The following is a 625-nucleotide window of genomic DNA, read 5'->3' on the forward strand; positions in this document are numbered from 1 at the left end:
CTGAATGTGCACACCCTGGGTGGCCGCGTACGTGCCAGGACCTTCGCGGAAGTCGACAACTGGGCGATCCGCGCGCTGTCCGAGATCCAGGTCGACGTCGCGTTCCTCGGTACCAACGCCATCTCCAGCGAACGCGGCCTGAGCACGCCGGACGAGTCCGAAGCGACCGTCAAACGGCTCATGCTCTCGGCCGCCCGCCGCCGTGTGCTGCTCGCCGACCACACCAAGCACGACCGCACCAGTCTCTACAAGTACGGCAATCTCTCCGACATCGACCTGCTCATCACCGATGACGGCCTGTCCGAACAGCACGCTCACCGCCTGGAGGCGGCCGGAGTCAAGCAGGTGGTACGAACGTGATCGTCACCCTGACCCCCAACCCGAGCCTGGATCGCACGCTCGCTGTCGATCAGCTCTTCCCGGGGGCCGTGCAGCGCGCCAGCTCGGGCTGGAGCGAGCCCAGCGGCAAGGGTGTCAACGTCACCCTCGCCCTGCGTGCCCACGGCTTTCCGACCCGGGCCGTCCTGCCGGTCGGCGGCCCTGACGGCACCCGTCTGGCAGCGATGCTCGACGAAGCGGGCATCGACCACGTGAGCGTTCCGATCGCCGGCAACATCCGCAGCAA

General features: G+C 67.7%; 2 protein-coding genes. Both read left to right on the plus strand.

Translation table 11 applies throughout. The features are described from left to right. On the plus strand, positions 1 to 360 hold a 360-nt coding region (locus tag ACFPIH_RS56375; RefSeq protein ID WP_381188085.1), incomplete at its 5' end, for a DeoR/GlpR family DNA-binding transcription regulator. Further along, the coding region (locus ACFPIH_RS56380; protein ID WP_385879466.1) for a PfkB family carbohydrate kinase at positions 357 to 625 on the plus strand (269 nt) is incomplete at its 3' end. The genes ACFPIH_RS56375 and ACFPIH_RS56380, both read left to right, overlap by 4 nt.

Source organism: Streptomyces vulcanius (assembly GCF_042653945.1).
Classification (GTDB): domain Bacteria; phylum Actinomycetota; class Actinomycetes; order Streptomycetales; family Streptomycetaceae; genus Streptomyces; species Streptomyces mangrovi.